This is a genomic window from uncultured Polaribacter sp. (genome assembly GCF_947503855.1).
In the GTDB taxonomy this organism is placed as follows: Bacteria; Bacteroidota; Bacteroidia; order Flavobacteriales; family Flavobacteriaceae; genus Polaribacter.
Genome location: NZ_CANNFF010000004.1, coordinates 90,789 through 106,962, shown reverse-complemented (window position 1 = coordinate 106,962; position 16,174 = coordinate 90,789). Strand labels below are relative to the sequence as shown.

Sequence of the window (16,174 nt, the reverse complement as noted above, 5' to 3'; positions counted from 1 at the left end):
TTAATTATTATTTTATTATGAAATATGTTAGAAAACATTATAAAATTTAGCTTAAAAATAAGCTAATTATCTTTTTATTTATTGCATCAGTTGTAGGTTTTGGTATGTATTCTTTAACCCAAATACCTATTGGTGCAGTACCAGATATTACCAATAATCAGGTACAAGTTATTACCACATCACGCAATCTTTCTACACAAGATGTAGAACAATTTATTACCTATCCCATAGAATTAGAAATGGCTAATTTGCCTGGGGTAGAAGAAATTAGATCCGTTTCAAAATTTGGTTTATCAGTGGTAACCATTGTTTTTACTGACGATATGGGAACGTATCTTCCAAGACAACTCATTGCAGAGAAAATTAAATCTGCTTCCGAGAAAATTCCGCAAGGATTTGGAACACCAGAAATGGGCCCCATTACAACTGGTTTAGGAGAAATTTATCAATACATTTTAGATGTAAAACCAGACTACAAAGACCAATACACACCCACAGATTTAAGAACTATACAAGACTGGATAGTAAGAAGACAACTTTCTGGAATTCCTGGAGTTGTAGAAGTAAATACTTGGGGAGGTTTTTTAAAACAATATGAAGTTGCTATTAACCCAAACAAGTTAAATGCAATGGATATTTCTATCGCAGAAGTATATGACGCGTTAGAAAAAAACAACAGTGTTGCAGGAGGTGGTTATATAGAAAAAACCAACGAAACTTTTTTTATACGTGGTGAAGGCTTGGTAAAAACGTTAGATGATATTGGCAACATCATTGTAAAAAATGAAGGTTCACCAATTTATATAAAAGACGTTTCAAAAATTGGTTTTGGAAGCGCTACTCGTTTTGGTGCCATTACAGGAAATGGACAAGGAGAAAAAGTTCTTGGACAAATTATGATGCTAAAAAACGGAAATTCTAAAGAAATTATAGATGCTGTAAAAGAACGTGTTGCCTCCATTCAAAGCTCTTTGCCAGAAGGCGTGTACATTAATGGTTTTTTAGAACGTAGTGAACTGATAGGAAAAACAACATTTACAGTTGCAGAAAACCTAATTTTAGGTTCGTTAATTGTAATATTTGTGGTGGTTTTATTACTTGGTAATTTACGCTCTGGTTTGGTAGTTGCTTCAGTTATTCCCTTAAGTTTATTATTTGCTATTTCTTTAATGAATATTTTTGGGGTTGATGCCAATTTAATGAGTTTGGGTGCTATTGATTTTGGAATTATTATTGATGGTGCTGTAATTATTGTTGAGTTTATTGCCTACAGAATCATTACTAAAAGTGAAACTCTAAAATCTTTATCTCCTGAAGCAAAACAAGAAGAAATTGATACAATTACTTTAAAAAGTGCTTCAAAAATGATGAATTCTGCCATATTTGGGCAACTGATTATCTTAATTGTATTTATTCCTATTTTATCGTTAACTGGTGTAGAAGGAAAAATGTTTAGACCAATGGCATTAACTTTTAGTTTTGCTTTAGTAGGTGCTATGTTGTTTTGTTTAACGTATGTTCCTGTGGTTTCTTCTCTATTTTTAAAACCAGAAAAGCAATCCAAAAAAAACATTTCTGTTCGTTTAATGAAAGTATTAAACGCTTGGTACAAACCTGTTATACACTGGGCGTTATTTCATAAAAAATTAGTCATCAGTTTTGCGGTGTTTTTGTTAGCTTCTAGTATTTGGTTATTTAGCACAATGGGTGGTGAATTTGTACCCACTTTAGATGAAGGCGATTTTGTGATTCAACCTGTTTTAAAAACAGGAACTTCACTTGGTAAAACGATAGAAACTACTACACAAATTGAACAAATTTTATTAAAAAACTTCCCAGAAGTAGCTCAAGTTGTTAGTAGAATTGGTGCTGCTGAAGTTCCAACAGATCCAATGTCTATGGAAGAAAGTGATGTAATTATCAAATTAAAACCAAAAAGTGAATGGACTTCTGCAGAAAGTAAAGACGAATTAGCAGATAAATTTAAAGAAGCCTTAGCAATTATTCCTGGAATGGAAGTAGAGTTTACACAACCTATAGAAATGCGTTTTAATGAATTAATTACAGGAGTGAGAGCAGATGTTGCCATTAAAATATTTGGAGAAAACTTATCTGTTTTAGCCAATAAAGCAAATGAAGTAAAAGAATTGATAAAAAATGTGGAAGGTGCATCAGACATTATTATAGAAAAAGTAGAAGGCTTACCACAAATGAGTGTTACCTATAACCGTAGTAAAATTGCGCGTTATGGTTTAAATATTTCAGATATTAATCAATTAATTTCTATGGGATTTGCTGGCGGAACTGTTGGTAATGTTTTTGAAGGTGAAAAACGTTTTGATTTGGTAATTCGTTTAGGTGAAAAAAATCGTAAAAACTTGGCTAGCCTAGAAAATTTATATGTTGATGCGCCAAATGGAAACAAAATTCCGCTAAGCGAATTAGCAGAAATTAAATATACAACTGGTCCTGCAAAAATTTCGAGAGATGATACCAAACGTAGAATTGTTGTAGGTATTAACGTAAGAAACAGAGATTTACAATCTGTAGTAGATGATGTAAGATGCATTCTAGAAAGTAAGCTAAAATTACCAGCAGGATATAATGTAACTTATGGTGGTCAATTTGAAAATTTACAAAGTGCCAAAGCAAGATTAATGATTGCGGTTCCTATTGCGTTAGTTCTGATTTTCATCTTATTACATTTTGCATTTGGTTCTATCAAAGAAGCCTTAATGGTGTATTCTGCGATTCCTTTATCTGCTGTTGGAGGTATCTTATTTTTATGGATCAGAGATTTGCCTTTTAGTATTTCTGCAGGTGTTGGTTTTATTGCTCTTTTTGGTATTGCAGTACTTAACGGAATTGTATTAATAGAGCATTTTAAAGAACTAAAAGAAGAAGGAATGGATAACATTGAAGAACGAATAAAACGCGGAACTGCAGAACGTTTAAGACCGGTTTTATTAACAGCAGCAGCAGCAGCATTAGGTTTTTTACCAATGGCAATTTCTACAAATGCGGGTGCAGAAGTACAACGTCCGTTAGCTACTGTTGTTATTGGAGGCTTAATAACAGCAACTATTTTAACCTTAGTAGTCCTACCTGTTTTATATGCTTGGTTTGAAGAAAAAAAGGAAATTAAAATGAACAAAACTATTCTAGTAACCATTATCGGTTTCTTTTCTATAGTAAATGTAAATGCACAGTCTAAACTAACACTAAATGAAACGTTAGCTTTGGCGCTCAAAAATAATTCGGGTTTGAAAGCATCAAACTTAAAGGTTGATGAAAGCAAGGCTTTAGTTGGAAGCGCGTTTAGTTTTGATAAAACGTCTATTTACTATAGCTATGATGAGAATAATCTTGCACTAAACAACCAGCCGTTAAAGGTCTTCGGAATTGCACAAGATTTTAAATTTCCAACAGTTTATTTTACTGATAAAAAGCTAAATGAAGTAAAATCTACTTTAGAACAAACAAACTACAACATCCAATTACAGCAAGTTCAAAAAGCTGTGTACAGCAATTATTATAAATTAAGTTATGCGAAAAACAAGGCTGAAACGTATCGGTTTTTAGATAGTTTATATCAAGATTTTACAAGTAAATCTGAACGTAGATTCGAATTGGGTGAAACCAATTATTTAGAAATGATTACTGCAAAATCAAAACAAAAACAATTAGAACTACTTTACAAACAAGCTTTACAAGAAGTTGTTTTTTCTAAAGAGCAATTAAAAAGCGTTGTGCAAATTGACACTTTAGAAACGATTGATGAAGCTCTAATAAAGTTACCATTGCAAAGTATTTCTACCGAAAATAATTTAGGGATGCAGTATTTTGAGAATACTAAAAAATATCAAAATATCTTGTATAAAAAGGAAAAACAGAGTTTGTTACCAGATATTAGTCTCGAATATTTTCAAGGAACCAACAATCAATTAAATACCACTTTAAGAGGATATCAAATTGGATTGAAAATTCCTTTGTTATTTTCTGGAAATGCTTCAAAGATTAAAGCTTCAAAAATAGCGAGAGAAGTTGTTTCTGAGCAGCAACAAAATTACAAAGTAAAACTAGAAGGTCAATACAATTCTCTTTTAGCAACACTCAAGCAATATGAAGAAGCTGTAAATTATTACGAAACACAAGGAAAAAACCTAAAAAACGAAATTTTAAAAACTGTAAACAGAACGTTTAAAGAAGGTGAAATCGACTTTTTTCAATACATTCAAAGTTTGGAAACTGCAAAAGACATTGAGTTGTCTTACCTCAACAATTTAAATGCATACAATCAAACCGTTATCAATATTAATCATCTTATTTTAAATATTTTTTAAAAATGAAAAATTTATATATTCTTTTATTTTCAATGCTTTTTTTAGCTTGTGGAAATGATCAAAAAAAGACAGAAATTACTGAGGAAACCTCTACAAACGAAAATCAAATAGAAATTACAAAACAACAATTTGAGAGTCAAAATATGCTGTTTGGGCAATTAACAGAACAATCTTTTAATACTGTTGTAAAAGCAAATGGTATGATAGATGTTCCGCCAGAAAATAGAGCTAGCGTGAGTACTTTTATTGATGGTTATGTAAGTAAAATACCACTATTAATTGGAGATAAAGTTAAAAAAGGGCAATTTGTAGTAAGTTTAACCAATACAGATATTGTAGAAATTCAACAAAATTATTTAGAAATTTCATCACAATTAAACTATTTAAAAAATGAGTTTACAAGACAAAAAACATTGTTTGATGAAAAAATAACTTCAGAAAAAAGTTATTTAAAAGCAGAAAGTACCTATAAAAGTAGTTTGGCAAATTACAATGGTTTGCGTCAAAAATTACAAATGATGAATATTAATCCTGATAATATAGAACAAGGAAAAATAACATCAACAATTAATTTATATGCACCTATAAATGGATATATTACAAAGGTTAATGTTAGTAATGGGTCTTTTGTTTCTTCATCAAAAGAATTACTAGAAATTGTAAATACAGATCATATTCACTTAGAATTAAATGTTTTTGAAAAAGATATTTTAAACATTAAAAAAGACCAAGAAATACTATTTAGAGTTCCTGAAGCCTCTGAAAAAAGCTATGAAGCCGAAGTTCATTTAGTGGGAACTTCTATAAATAATGACAGAACGATAAAGGTTCACGGGCATTTAAAAGACGAAAATGTAAGATTTATTACAGGAATGTTTGTAGAAGCAAACATTATTACAAGCTCTAAAAATAGACTATCATTGCCAAAAAGTGCTATTTTAAAAAATGACACCCATTATTTTGCATTAATTTTAAAGGAAGAAAAAATTGAGACGCTTTATTTAGAAAAAGTTTTATTGGACGTTGGTGCTACAAATGAAGATTATATTGAAATTCTAAATCCAGAGGTATTAAAAAACAAGTCTTTTATCAAAAAAGGGATCTCTTTGTTTAGTGAAATTTAATTTTTTAAAATAAGGCTATATTATTTTAATTATTGTTATTTTTATAAAAAAATAAAACATGAAAAAACTAGCCCTTTTTGTAACAATTGTATTTATTTCTTTAAATATTCTTGGTCAGGAAACCGAAAAAAAATATCCACAAGATCTTAATAAGAAATATGAATTAAAGCTGAATGCTTTTAATTTAATTGTATTTAATTCGTTAGATGTTTCTTTTGAAAAATTAATTAATAAGGATCTCTCTTTTGGAGTTTCACTTTTTTATAATTTTACAGATATTGTAAATGCTGATGTTTATATTAATAGAAAATTTTCTTTAACACCTTATTATCGTTGGTTTTTTAATGAATCTAGATTCGCAAGAGGTTTTTTTGTTGAGGGATTTGGAATGTTAAACACACAACACGATTATTTTTACAATACTAATAACTCAAGCTCAGTAGAGTATCAAACTGGTTTTGCTTTAGGAATTTCTTTAGGTGGCAAATTTGTAACAAAAAATGGTTTTACTACAGAAGTTCTATTAGGTGTTGGTAGAAATCTTATTTCTGAAAAAAATAGAGATGATTTTATAGATACTAATATTGTAGGTAGGTTTAGCATTTCTTTAGGTTATAGATTTTAAGAGATAATTTAGTAAGTTTGTTATAAATTAAAAACAATGAAAAAAATAATTTTAGTTGCTACATTTTTAATAAGTGCTTTTAGTTACGCACAACAAGAAATTAAATTAGATGTTGCAGATGCTATTGGTATAAGAAGTTTAGAGTTTTCCTATGAAACTTATATTAATGATGTAAGTTCTTTTGGAGTTTCTGCTTTATTTAACCTTACCAAGCAAGATGCAAAATTTAGATATAATGAAAACATAATGATGACACCTTATTTTCGTCATTATTTTACCTCAGAAGCACAATGGAATTTCTTTGGAGAAGGTTTTCTGGGAGTCAATACAGGTAAAAAAGAATCTATAGCCGATTCTGGCACTTACGATTTAAAATATACTGATGCTGCTTTAGGAGTTGCTATAGGAAGCAAATACATTGCAGAAGGTGGTTTAACTATTGATGCTTATCTTGGTTTGGGTAGAAATTTATTCGGCTCTAACTCACCAATTTTAGTTCCAAGATTAGGTTTAAATGTTGGTTGGAGATTCTAAAAAAAATAAAAAAGCCAGCTTATGCTGGCTTTTTTATTTTATGATATCACTTCCTCTTTTCTAATTGGAAGATTCTGTATTAAATCTATATATAAGTTTACTTGTTTTTTTAAGTCTTTACGCTCGTAAATAGCATCTAAAAATCCGTGTTCTAATACAAACTCAGACTTTTGGAAACCTTCTGGTAGATCTTTACCAGTTGTGTCTCTTACAACTCTTGGGCCTGCAAATGCAATTAATGCGTTTGGTTCTGCAATATTAATATCGCCCAACATTGCATATGATGCTGTTGTACCACCTGTTGTAGGGTCTGTACATAAAGATATGTAAGGTATTTTAACGTCTGCTAATTGCGCTAATTTAGAAGATGTTTTAACCAACTGCATTAAAGATAAGGATGCCTCCATCATTCTTGCACCACCAGATTTAGAAACCATTAAAAATGGTATTTTATTTTTGATTGCATAATCTATAGCTCTTGCTATTTTTTCTCCAACAACAGAACCCATAGAACCTCCAATAAAAGCAAAATCCATAGCTGCAATCACCAAATCTTTCCCTAAAGATTTACCAACTGCTGTTCTTACAGCATCGTTTAATTTTGTTTTTTCTTGTGCTGCTTTTAAACGATCTGGATAATTTTTGGTGTCTTCAAATTTTAATGGATCTTTAGAGGTTAAACTTTCGTTTAATTCTGTAAACTTATTCTCATCAAAAAATAATTCAAAGTATTCTTTACTACCAATTCTTACATGATAACCATCTTCTGGACTTACATATAAGTTTCTTTTTAACTCTTCTGTATCTATAATTTTACCACTTGGGGTTTTATACCACAAGCCTTTGGGTGTATCTTTTTTATCTTCTGTAGAAGTTTGAATACCTTTATCTGTTCTTTTAAACCAAGCCATATTAAGTATATATTTTAATTTTTTGCTTACTTTTTTAAAGCAATAAATGAGCTACAAATGTAAAAGTTTTTTCTTTAAAAATACTTTTTTAAAGCGTGTCTTTATAAAACACAATTGATTTTATTCCTTATTTGTTCATAAAAAAAGCATTTTGATTTTCAATCAAAATGCTTTTTAAATGTGTAAAATGTGTGTACTATAAAGTATTTACGTTATTTAGGTCTTCAAAAGCTTTCTTTAAACGCGCTTTAAAAGTTTCTTCTCCTAAACGTAACCATTTTCTAGGATCGTAGTGTTTTTTATTTGGTTGATCTGCTCCTTCAGGGTTTCCAATTTGTGTTGCTAAATAATCTGCTTTTTCTTGCATATAATCACGAATTCCTTCTGTAAATGCAAATTGTAAATCAGTATCAATATTCATTTTAATAACACCATAACCAATAGATTCTCTAATTTCTTCTAGGGTAGATCCAGATCCACCATGAAATACAAAATCAATGTGATTTTCTTCAACCCCGTATTTCTTTGTAATAAATTCTTGAGAATTTTTTAATATTTTTGGTGTTAATTTTACGTTTCCTGGTTTGTAAACTCCATGTACGTTACCAAATGCTGCTGCAATAGTAAATTGTGGAGATACTTTTAATAGTTCTTCGTAAGCATAAGCTACTTCTTCTGGTTGTGTATATAGCTTAGAAACATCTACATCAGAATTATCTACACCATCTTCTTCTCCTCCAGTAATACCTAACTCAATCTCTAAAGTCATCCCCATTTTACTCATTCTTGATAAATAGGTTTTACAGATTTCGATATTTTCTTCTAAAGGCTCTTCAGATAAATCTATCATATGTGAGCTATAGAGAGGTTTTCCTGTTTCTTCGAAATGTTTTTCTGATGCGTCTAATAAACCATCAATCCAAGGTAATAATTTTTTTGCACAGTGGTCTGTATGTAAAATTACTGGCACTCCATAAGCTACGGCTAATTCATGAATGTGTTTTGCACCTGCTACTCCACCAGCAATTGCTGCCTGTTGCCCATCGTTAGAAAGTCCTTTACCTGCGTTAAACTGAGCACCTCCATTAGAAAATTGAATGATTACTGGAGCGTTTAAATCTCTAGCTGTTTCTAAAACGCTATTAATTGTATTAGAACCGGTTACGTTTACTGCTGGTAATGCAAATCCTTTTTGTTTAGCATAGTTAAAGATATCTTGCACTTCTTTACCTGTTGCTACACCTGGCCTTATATTGTGACTCATAAATTGTGTTTTATATTGTTGATTTTTATTGACCTCAAAAATACTAAAAATAGCTGCTTTTAACTTTGTAGTTTACAAAAAATAACGAAAACGTTATAGACTTTAGTTCCAGTTTTATTAAAAAGGGTAGTTGATACCTATGTTATAAACAGCACTTCCAAAATTAAAGTTTTTAAACCATTTACCTTGCTCTAAATAAGGTTCGTAAGTTTTAAAACCTACATCAAATCTTAAAACAAAAAAGTTTAAATCGTATCTAACTCCTAAGCCTGAGCCTATGGCAATTTCTTTTAAAGACTCAAGACCACTAAATTTAGATGCATCGTCTATAAATTTAGATCTAGAAATATCCCAAATATTTCCAGCATCTAGAAATAGGGCTCCTTTTAAGCTTCCAAAAAGATTGAAACGATATTCTGCACTAGTTAAAAATTTAAAACTTCCTACGTTAAATTCTAATCCAGTGTTTCTACTACCAGGTCCTAACTCATAAGTTTGCCACGCTCTAATATCATTCGAACCACCTGCAAAATAACTTCTTGTAAATGGTATATCTGAATTATCATAAGTAATAATTGCGCCTAAAAAAGATCGAATCCCAAAAACAGCGTTTAATCCAACGTCCCAAAAACGTTTGTATTCTATATCTGTTTTAAAATATTGCGCTAAAGGAATTTTAAACAAGGTTTTTTTACCATTATCATTATAACTACCTGAAAATAAACCCAATAAATTTCCAGAGTTTGCGACTCTTGCTTTAAAAAAGGTGAAATTATTGTCTTTAAAATCTATTTGATTGTTAAATGTATAGGAATAAGCAATGATGGGTATTAAAAAATCTGATGTAACTATATTATACCTGTTTTGAATATTTAATACAGTATCATAATCATCAGGATTGGAAGTTTGAAAACCTGTATTGTTACCCTCAACTTCTCTAATAAAGTTTAACGCCTCTGTTGATTGCACATTTAAATCTGAAGATAAAGGAGAAAAATTAGTGCCATTGATTGCATCGTAATTTTGGGCAACAGTATTTAGATTTCTAAATTCTGAACTATAAATATCGAAAAAACGATTTACGTTTAAATTTTGAATATACTGTGTGTTAAAAATCTCTAACTGCATGGTTTTTTTACGATTATACTGCCACCTATAATCAGATAAAAAGGTAAAAGTTTGCCTATCTAAACCAATATTTTTTTGAAAACTAGAACCTAAAGAAAATAAAGTTCTTGGATTCATTCTCTTTGGCACTAATTTGTTTAATCCAAAAGGGGCTAAAAATCTTGGTATTTCTAAAGATGCGTCAGCACCAACCTCCCAACCAGGACCATTTTTAGCATTAAAATAAGAACCTAAAAAAGAAAATTTTAATATTTCTGCGCCTTTAAATGCATTTCTGTTGGTTAATGAAAACTTTGCTGAGGTACCAATTTCTCTAATATTAGAGTGTGTCAATTCTGTTTCGAAACCTAAGGTGTATTTATCTCTTGGAGATAAAAATATATTCATGCTTAAAGCATCCTCTGTATCTAATATTGGGCTAAAATTTATATTAGTTGACTTAAAATTTTTAAGTGACTTTAGGTGATTTCTAGTTAAATTACTTAAAGTGTCTTTATAAATATCACCTGGTTTAAAAAAAATAGACTGTGCTAAATACTTAGGGTTGTATTTTAATTTTTGATGCGCTAAAAAATTGATTCCTTTGTATTGTAGGGTATCTTGATATACTTTGCCTTTTTGCGTGTAAGAGTAGTCTGTTACAACATTGATTTCTTTTATTGTATGTACTTTATAATCTCTTTTAACGTATTTATTGTTTACTTCTTTAAAACGATCTTTCGCTATTAAAAACGCTACATTTATTTTATGGTCTGTTCTAGTAGAATCTACATAAAAGCCTAATGCAGCTTCAGAAAAATAATAAACACCATTGTTTTTAAAGAGTTTAACTACGTTTTTGGCTTCGTTTCTAAAAACTTTATCATTGTATTGAGCTCCTTTTTTTAATAAACTTGTTGTTTTAGAAGCTTTATAGATAGAATCTAAAACAGGCGATTCTATATGTACTTTTATCGTATCTAATAAAGTAGGTTTTCCTAAAGTTACATGATAGTCTACAGTGGCTTTTTTATTACCATCCCTATTAATGGTTTCCTTTACTTTAGAATCGAAATATCCTTTATTTTTATAATAAGCCCATAAATTATCTGCGGTTCTTTTTACTTTATTTTCGTTAACTATAACTGGGCTATCATAACTTAAAAACCAATTATTTAAGTTTATAAATGTGTTTGCGTAGGCAATGCTTTGTTTTTCTGAAAAAATATTTTTTATAAATTTATATTTATTAGGATTTTCCTTTCCCCACTCTGATGGGGTTTTTGGCTTATCATGATTGCCTAAATTATGAAAATACAAGCCAAAAGGTAAATTTAAAAACCTGGAATTGGGTTTTTGAAGAATATACTTCTGAAGCTCTGAGCTTTTATTTCTAACACTGTCCACATAAATATAATTTTGTGTAAGCATGTGTTTATCTTCTGCAACATGTTTTGTAGAGTTACACGCGCTTAAAAACAAAAAGAATAAAAAGTAAAAAGAAAGTTTTTTCATTACTTTAGCAATACATTCAACCTCAAAAATAACATTTTTCAAGCGTTTATTTATAAATAGATACATTTAATGAGTATTTCTAAAAATCAACTGAAATTAATAACAAGTTTATCGCAAAAAAAGTATAGAGAAAAGCATCAATTATTTATTGCTGAAGGTATAAAAGTGGTAAACGAATTGCTAAATTCTAACTTTACAGTATATAGCCTATTTTGTACCGAAGATTTTGAAACAATGACAGCTGTAGATAAAGTTACAATTGTTTCCGAAAATGAGTTAAAAAAAATTAGCTCTTTAAAAACACCAAATAAAGTTTTGGCTTTATTTAAAATACCCGAAAAAAAATCACCTAAAAGTTCAGGTTTAATTGTTGCTTTAGATGTTATAAACGATCCGGGAAACCTGGGTACCATTATTCGTTTATGCGATTGGTTTGGTGTGCAACAATTAATTTGCTCTAAAGATACTGTAGATTGCTATAATAACAAAGTTGTACAAGCAAGTATGGGCTCTTTAACTAGAGTTACCATCAATTATGTAGACTTATATGATTATTTAAAGGATACAAAATTACCTACTTTTATTGCAGATATGAATGGAGAAAATGTTTACAAAAGCGACTTACCTAAAGAAGGTGTTTTAATAATGGGAAATGAAGCTAATGGGGTTTCTGAAACAATTAAAAAATTAATTTCTCATACAATTTCTATCCCAAGATTTGGAGAAACACAAGAAACCGAAAGTTTAAATGTAGCGACTGCTACTGCAATTTTATTGAGTGAGTTTTCTAGAAATAAAATTTAAAAATCTTAAACTTTAAATTTACTCGAAAGCAAAGTTTAAAAATATACCTCTAGTTCCCATAAAATTAATAGGTGATGTCCATTGACTGTTTGGATCATCATCGTATTTAATTTCGTTGTTAAATGCAAAAAAACCACGAATGGAAGGAGAAAATTTAAAGTAATACAAGTAGAAATCTAGACCTATACCAACTTCGTACATAAAGTTGTGGGTTGTCATTCTAAATTGTCCTGCAGAGTTATCATCTTGATTTGCCTCGTTACTAGAAAAGTTGTAGTTGTAAGAAACACCCGTTAATAAATAAGGACGTATATTTTTATACCTATCTGTACTAAATTTAAAAACCAACGGTATGTGTAAATAAGTAGATCCAATTTCTCTAATACTATCTTGTGGGTTAGATGATGTGTTTAGATGATTGAACAGTATTCTTTTAGAATTACTTACCAAACCTGGTTCTAGACGTAAATTTAAGTTTTTATGTAATTTGAAATCTGCTATTAAACCCACATTAAAACCTGCTGTTGGTTCTACTGTTATGTTGGCATCTGTAACATTACTTTCTCTTAGGTTTAGTTTAAAATCGTTTTGATTTATCCCAAAATAAAAACCATAATGCAAAGGTTTTCTATCAAAAGTAGGTAAATATTCTACACGTTCACTTTGCGCATAAAATGAAATGCTTGTTATAAAAAAAAAAGAAAAAAACAGACTTCTTTTACTCATAATTACTTACGTGCTGTGTAAATTGTAGCAACACCAAAAGTTACAGGATTATCTTCTGCATGTGTAAACCCATTTTTTCTCAAAATATTGTTAAAGGACTCTCCAAAAGGAAAAGAATTTGCAGTTTCAGACAAATAAGAATAAGCTGCTTTATCTTTAGAGAATAATTTACCAACTATTGGCAAAAATACACTTGTATATAATTTATAACCTTGTTTGAATGGAAATTTTGTTGGGTTTGAAGTTTCTAAAATTACCAAAACACCAGTAGGTTTTAAAACTCTAGCAATTTCTTTTAAACCTTTATCTAAGTTAGCAAAATTCCTAACGCCAAAAGAAACTGTAATGGCATCAAAAGTATTGTCTTCAAATGGCATTTCTTCAGAATCTCCAACTACCATTTCTATTTTATCTGATAGCTTTGCTCTAGCTATTTTTTGCTTTCCAACTTCTAACATACCTTCAGATATATCTAAACCAACAATTCTATCTGGGTTTAAATTAGACATCATTAATGCTAAATCTCCAGTACCAGTTGCAATGTCTAAAATTTGTTTTGGATTGTTTTTGGTAACAATTTCAACAACTTTTTTACGCCATTTTACATCAATCCCTAACGAAATTACTCTATTTAAACCATCGTAATTACCAGAAATAGTATCAAACATTTGTGCTACCTGTTCTTTTTTACCTAATACTGAATCTTTGTATGGGTTTATTTTTTCTGCTGACATATTGTTTTGGTTTCGGCTTAAACTTGTTTTTAACCATTTATTGCCACAACTTCATTAATTTGATTGGGCAACATTTCTTTTAACAAATTTTCTATTCCGTTTTTTAAAGTTGCTGTAGATGATGGGCAACCACTGCAAGCACCTTGTAAAATTACGCTTACTACTTTGTTTTGTTCATCATAAGATCTAAAGGCAATATTACCTCCATCACCGGCTACTGCTGGTTTTATATATTCGTCTAAAATATCTACAATTTGTGCTGCAGTACCTTCTAAAGCTATGGTTGGTTTTACAGCCTTATTTTCTGCTGAAGTTATAGCTTCTTCTTTTGGTAATTCTTTAATGATAATTTTACCTGCTGCTAAATATTCTCTTATAAAAGTTCTTACTTCTCCGTAAACCTCATCCCATTCTACCATATCGTATTTTGTAATAGATATGTAATTGTCTGAGATAAAAACTTGTTTTACAAACGGAAAATTAAAAATAGCTTGCGCTATAGGCGATGACGCACTTGCTTCATCTATATTTTTAAATTCTACATCTGTTTGTGTTAATGCTTTATTGGTACCAAACTTCATTACTGCTGGGTTTGGCGTAACTTCTGCATATACTTCTATAGCTTCTTTTTTAGAGGTTGTTTGCTCGTTTACAACTGCGTTACCATTATTTATATAAGCTGCTATTTGTTCTCTTACTTCTTCTTGAACCTCTTCCCACTCCACGATATCAAAGCGTTGTATGGCAATAAAATTGGCGGTTACAAATACCTTTTTTACAAATGGTAAATAAAACAATTGTTGTGCTAAAGGAGAGTTTTTAGCTTCATCTATATTATTAAATTCGTAACTACCTCCATTAATTAAAACACTAGTACTGTTGTATTTAATAATAGTATTATTGGTTGTTTCTTGTATTGTTATTTTAGTTTCTGACATCTGCTAAAAATTGAATTGCAAAATTAAGGCAAAAAAGATAAATACTATTGTATAATTGAGATAAACTTTAAGACGTTACTTTAATGATTTTTTACAACCATTTAAGTAACGTCTTAATCATAAATTTTGTTTATTTTTTTTTATAGATTGATGGTTACAGTACCTGTAAAAACTTTATTACTAATTGCCAACTCTGTAGAATTTACAGAGGGAAACTGTGGGTACGAATTATAGAAAGCGGTTCTGTTATTATCGCTGTAAGAAAAATCTATTTTAAAGTTACCAAAGTTGTAACCTCCACCAAAAGAATATCCCTGTAAATTATCTGAATCTAAAGCTGTTTTTAATGGATCTTGTTCAAATTTATAACCTCCTCTAACGCTAAATCTATCAAAACGCCATTCTGTACCAATATTTAATGCATAGACATTTCTTAACTCATTTTGAAAAAACTGATTTTCTCCATAAAAATCTGCATCAGATAAATTCATATTTGTAAAATTTTTGTTTGAATAATCTACACTTAACAAACCACTTTTACCAAAAATCAAGGCAGCACTTGCTGTTAATTTACTTGGTGTTTTTAGCCTATAAATAAAATTTTGAGACGGAAAATTTCCTCCAGCAGTATTATCGTATATAACATTGTCATTACTTACAACAATTTCTGTATCGCCCATATAACCATCATTATTTACAATGTTAGATTCTTCTAAAACTTCTGTAAACCATGTGGGTGTTTGGTAAGACAAACCAAATCTAAAGTTTTTACTTGCTTTGTAAATAAAACCAGCATTTAAAGAAACTCCTGCACCTGTTACAAAATTTTCTTGGTAAAAATTAGCCTCTAATGTATTACCATTTCCATCATTATTAAATTCTGTTAAAGTAGCACGTTGTCTAAAATTTAAATCGTAAAAATTTAAACCACCACCTACATATAATTTATTTTGATGAACCGCAGAAAAAGCTACACTTACTTCATTTAATTCGCCTGTGTAATTATTCCGAAAACGTTGTTCTTCTGCTACATTATAATCTATCGTTGGTGTATTATTATCTAAAGGAAAATCTCTAAAAGTTGCAATACCACTATTACCAACAGCACTAAACCCGTTGTTATAATCTTTTTTCATTCTATAATTAAAACCTATGGCAAATTTTTCCCATTCAGAATTATAAGCACTTCTAAAAACTAATACTGCACCCGCTTGCGTTAAATTAAAAAATTGGTTTTGGTTATTTCTAGAAGTACCATAATAATTACTAGTAATATCTGTATTTCTAGAATTAAAACTACCAGAAAAAGCACTATTATTAAAAACAGCTATACCTGCTGGGTTTATATTTATTGAAGAAATATCTCCACCTAATGCTCCAAAAGCACCACTCATAGACGTAAAACGTGCTGTACCATTTGCATCATTTTCAGAGAACAATAATGCCAAATCTTGATATCCTAATGATTGCGAAAAAGATGTAAGAGTTACTGCGAACAAAATCAAAAACGTTATTAATTTTTTCATTTTTATGCTTTATTAGATTATAA

At 29.9% G+C, this 16,174-nt stretch carries 11 protein-coding genes and 1 pseudogene; 5 read left to right on the top strand and 7 right to left on the bottom strand.

Annotation, left to right across the window (positions count from 1 at the left end; genetic code table 11):
* The first annotated feature begins 24 nt into the window (after window positions 1-24).
* The 4 genes and pseudogenes from Q0662_RS04645 (at window position 25) to Q0662_RS04630 (ending at window position 6,626) form a co-directional block, all read left to right on the top strand.
* Window positions 25-4,343, top strand: a pseudogene (locus tag Q0662_RS04645) (CusA/CzcA family heavy metal efflux RND transporter).
* Window positions 4,344-4,345: 2 nt separating this feature from the next.
* On the top strand, window positions 4,346-5,467 hold the full coding sequence (locus Q0662_RS04640; RefSeq protein WP_298947632.1) for an efflux RND transporter periplasmic adaptor subunit: 1,122 nt from the start codon (window positions 4,346-4,348) through the stop codon (window positions 5,465-5,467).
* A gap of 58 nt (window positions 5,468-5,525) precedes the next feature.
* Window positions 5,526-6,092, top strand: a complete 567-nt coding sequence (locus tag Q0662_RS04635) for a DUF3575 domain-containing protein (protein ID WP_298947630.1) — start codon at window positions 5,526-5,528, stop codon at window positions 6,090-6,092.
* 36 nt (window positions 6,093-6,128) lie between these two features.
* Entirely contained in the window at window positions 6,129-6,626 is a 498-nt protein-coding gene (locus Q0662_RS04630; protein WP_298947628.1) for a DUF3575 domain-containing protein, read from the top strand.
* Between the two features lie 38 nt (window positions 6,627-6,664).
* On the opposite strand, the gene accD is transcribed toward Q0662_RS04630, so the two are convergent.
* The 3 genes from accD to Q0662_RS04615 all read right to left on the bottom strand — a co-directional run bounded on the left by accD (window position 6,665) and on the right by Q0662_RS04615 (window position 11,423).
* Window positions 6,665-7,537 carry an acetyl-CoA carboxylase, carboxyltransferase subunit beta gene (gene accD / locus Q0662_RS04625; RefSeq protein WP_298947627.1) on the bottom strand — a complete coding sequence of 291 codons (873 nt, stop codon included), beginning with the start codon at window positions 7,535-7,537 and terminating at the stop codon, window positions 6,665-6,667.
* A 196-nt stretch (window positions 7,538-7,733) separates the two neighbouring features.
* Window positions 7,734-8,801 (bottom strand): class II fructose-bisphosphate aldolase, encoded by a 1,068-nt coding sequence (fbaA, locus tag Q0662_RS04620; protein WP_298947625.1) that lies wholly within the window; start codon window positions 8,799-8,801, stop codon window positions 7,734-7,736.
* Between the two features lie 117 nt (window positions 8,802-8,918).
* Window positions 8,919-11,423: a BamA/TamA family outer membrane protein gene (locus tag Q0662_RS04615; RefSeq protein ID WP_298947623.1), complete on the bottom strand. Its 2,505-nt coding sequence runs from the start codon at window positions 11,421-11,423 to the stop codon at window positions 8,919-8,921.
* Window positions 11,424-11,492: 69 nt separating this feature from the next.
* Between Q0662_RS04615 and Q0662_RS04610 the strand changes: the two genes are divergently transcribed.
* Window positions 11,493-12,227 carry an RNA methyltransferase gene (locus Q0662_RS04610; protein WP_298947620.1) on the top strand — a complete coding sequence of 245 codons (735 nt, stop codon included), beginning with the start codon at window positions 11,493-11,495 and terminating at the stop codon, window positions 12,225-12,227.
* Window positions 12,228-12,245: 18 nt separating this feature from the next.
* Here Q0662_RS04610 and Q0662_RS04605 read toward each other — a convergent pair whose 3' ends face one another.
* From Q0662_RS04605 to Q0662_RS04590, 4 genes are all read right to left on the bottom strand, one after another.
* On the bottom strand, window positions 12,246-12,953 hold the full coding sequence (locus Q0662_RS04605; protein ID WP_298947618.1) for a porin family protein: 708 nt from the start codon (window positions 12,951-12,953) through the stop codon (window positions 12,246-12,248).
* 2 nt (window positions 12,954-12,955) lie between these two features.
* Complete coding sequence (gene ubiE / locus Q0662_RS04600) at window positions 12,956-13,687, bottom strand: bifunctional demethylmenaquinone methyltransferase/2-methoxy-6-polyprenyl-1,4-benzoquinol methylase UbiE (protein ID WP_298947616.1); 732 nt, start codon at window positions 13,685-13,687, stop codon at window positions 12,956-12,958.
* A 29-nt stretch (window positions 13,688-13,716) separates the two neighbouring features.
* Complete coding sequence (locus tag Q0662_RS04595; RefSeq protein WP_298947614.1) at window positions 13,717-14,625, bottom strand: NifU family protein; 909 nt, start codon at window positions 14,623-14,625, stop codon at window positions 13,717-13,719.
* Window positions 14,626-14,765: 140 nt separating this feature from the next.
* The gene (locus Q0662_RS04590) at window positions 14,766-16,151 is read right to left on the bottom strand and encodes a hemin receptor (protein WP_298947612.1); all 1,386 of its coding nucleotides are present in this window, start codon (window positions 16,149-16,151) and stop codon (window positions 14,766-14,768) included.
* Between the last annotated feature and the right edge of the window lie 23 nt (window positions 16,152-16,174).

What these genes read in the sequence shown, in the direction of transcription:
- Q0662_RS04640 (WP_298947632.1), top strand. Translation starts at nt 4,346, where the DNA reads ATGAAAAATTTATATATTCTTTTATTTTCAATGCTTTTTTTAGCTTGT.
- Q0662_RS04635 (WP_298947630.1), top strand. Translation starts at nt 5,526, where the DNA reads ATGAAAAAACTAGCCCTTTTTGTAACAATTGTATTTATTTCTTTAAAT.
- Q0662_RS04630 (WP_298947628.1), top strand. Translation starts at nt 6,129, where the DNA reads ATGAAAAAAATAATTTTAGTTGCTACATTTTTAATAAGTGCTTTTAGT.
- accD (WP_298947627.1), bottom strand. Translation starts at nt 7,537, where the DNA reads ATGGCTTGGTTTAAAAGAACAGATAAAGGTATTCAAACTTCTACAGAA.
- fbaA (WP_298947625.1), bottom strand. Translation starts at nt 8,801, where the DNA reads ATGAGTCACAATATAAGGCCAGGTGTAGCAACAGGTAAAGAAGTGCAA.
- Q0662_RS04615 (WP_298947623.1), bottom strand. Translation starts at nt 11,423, where the DNA reads ATGAAAAAACTTTCTTTTTACTTTTTATTCTTTTTGTTTTTAAGCGCG.
- Q0662_RS04610 (WP_298947620.1), top strand. Translation starts at nt 11,493, where the DNA reads ATGAGTATTTCTAAAAATCAACTGAAATTAATAACAAGTTTATCGCAA.
- Q0662_RS04605 (WP_298947618.1), bottom strand. Translation starts at nt 12,953, where the DNA reads ATGAGTAAAAGAAGTCTGTTTTTTTCTTTTTTTTTTATAACAAGCATT.
- ubiE (WP_298947616.1), bottom strand. Translation starts at nt 13,687, where the DNA reads ATGTCAGCAGAAAAAATAAACCCATACAAAGATTCAGTATTAGGTAAA.
- Q0662_RS04595 (WP_298947614.1), bottom strand. Translation starts at nt 14,625, where the DNA reads ATGTCAGAAACTAAAATAACAATACAAGAAACAACCAATAATACTATT.
- Q0662_RS04590 (WP_298947612.1), bottom strand. Translation starts at nt 16,151, where the DNA reads ATGAAAAAATTAATAACGTTTTTGATTTTGTTCGCAGTAACTCTTACA.